A 318-nucleotide genomic window follows, 5' to 3' on the forward strand; every position below is an offset into this window, starting at 1 on the left:
CAACAGGAGCGCACCATGCTGAACACACCCGCCGACAAATACCAGCCTTACCCCACCCTTTCGTTGCCCGACCGCCGCTGGCCGGAGCAGATTATCACCCGCGCCCCGCGCTGGCTCTCGACCGACTTACGCGACGGTAACCAGGCGCTGGCCGAGCCGATGGACAGCGCGCGCTAGCTGCAATTCTGGGATCTGCTGCTGAGCTGCGGGTTTAAAGAAATCGAAGTCGCCTTCCCGTCCGCCTCGCAGACGGACTTCAATTTTGTGCGTCAGCTGATTGAGGAGAATCGCATCCCGGATGACGTCACCATTCAGGTG

The 318-nt window shown here is 61.0% G+C and carries 1 pseudogene; it reads left to right on the forward strand.

What is annotated here, in order from left to right:
* Positions 1-15: 15 nt before the first annotated feature.
* Positions 16-318, forward strand: a pseudogene (locus tag RTW80_RS28300) (2-isopropylmalate synthase); the annotation flags it as partial.

The sequence above is a fragment of the Escherichia sp. AM3 genome (assembly GCF_032029835.1).
Classification (GTDB): Bacteria; Pseudomonadota; Gammaproteobacteria; order Enterobacterales; family Enterobacteriaceae; genus Escherichia; species Escherichia coli.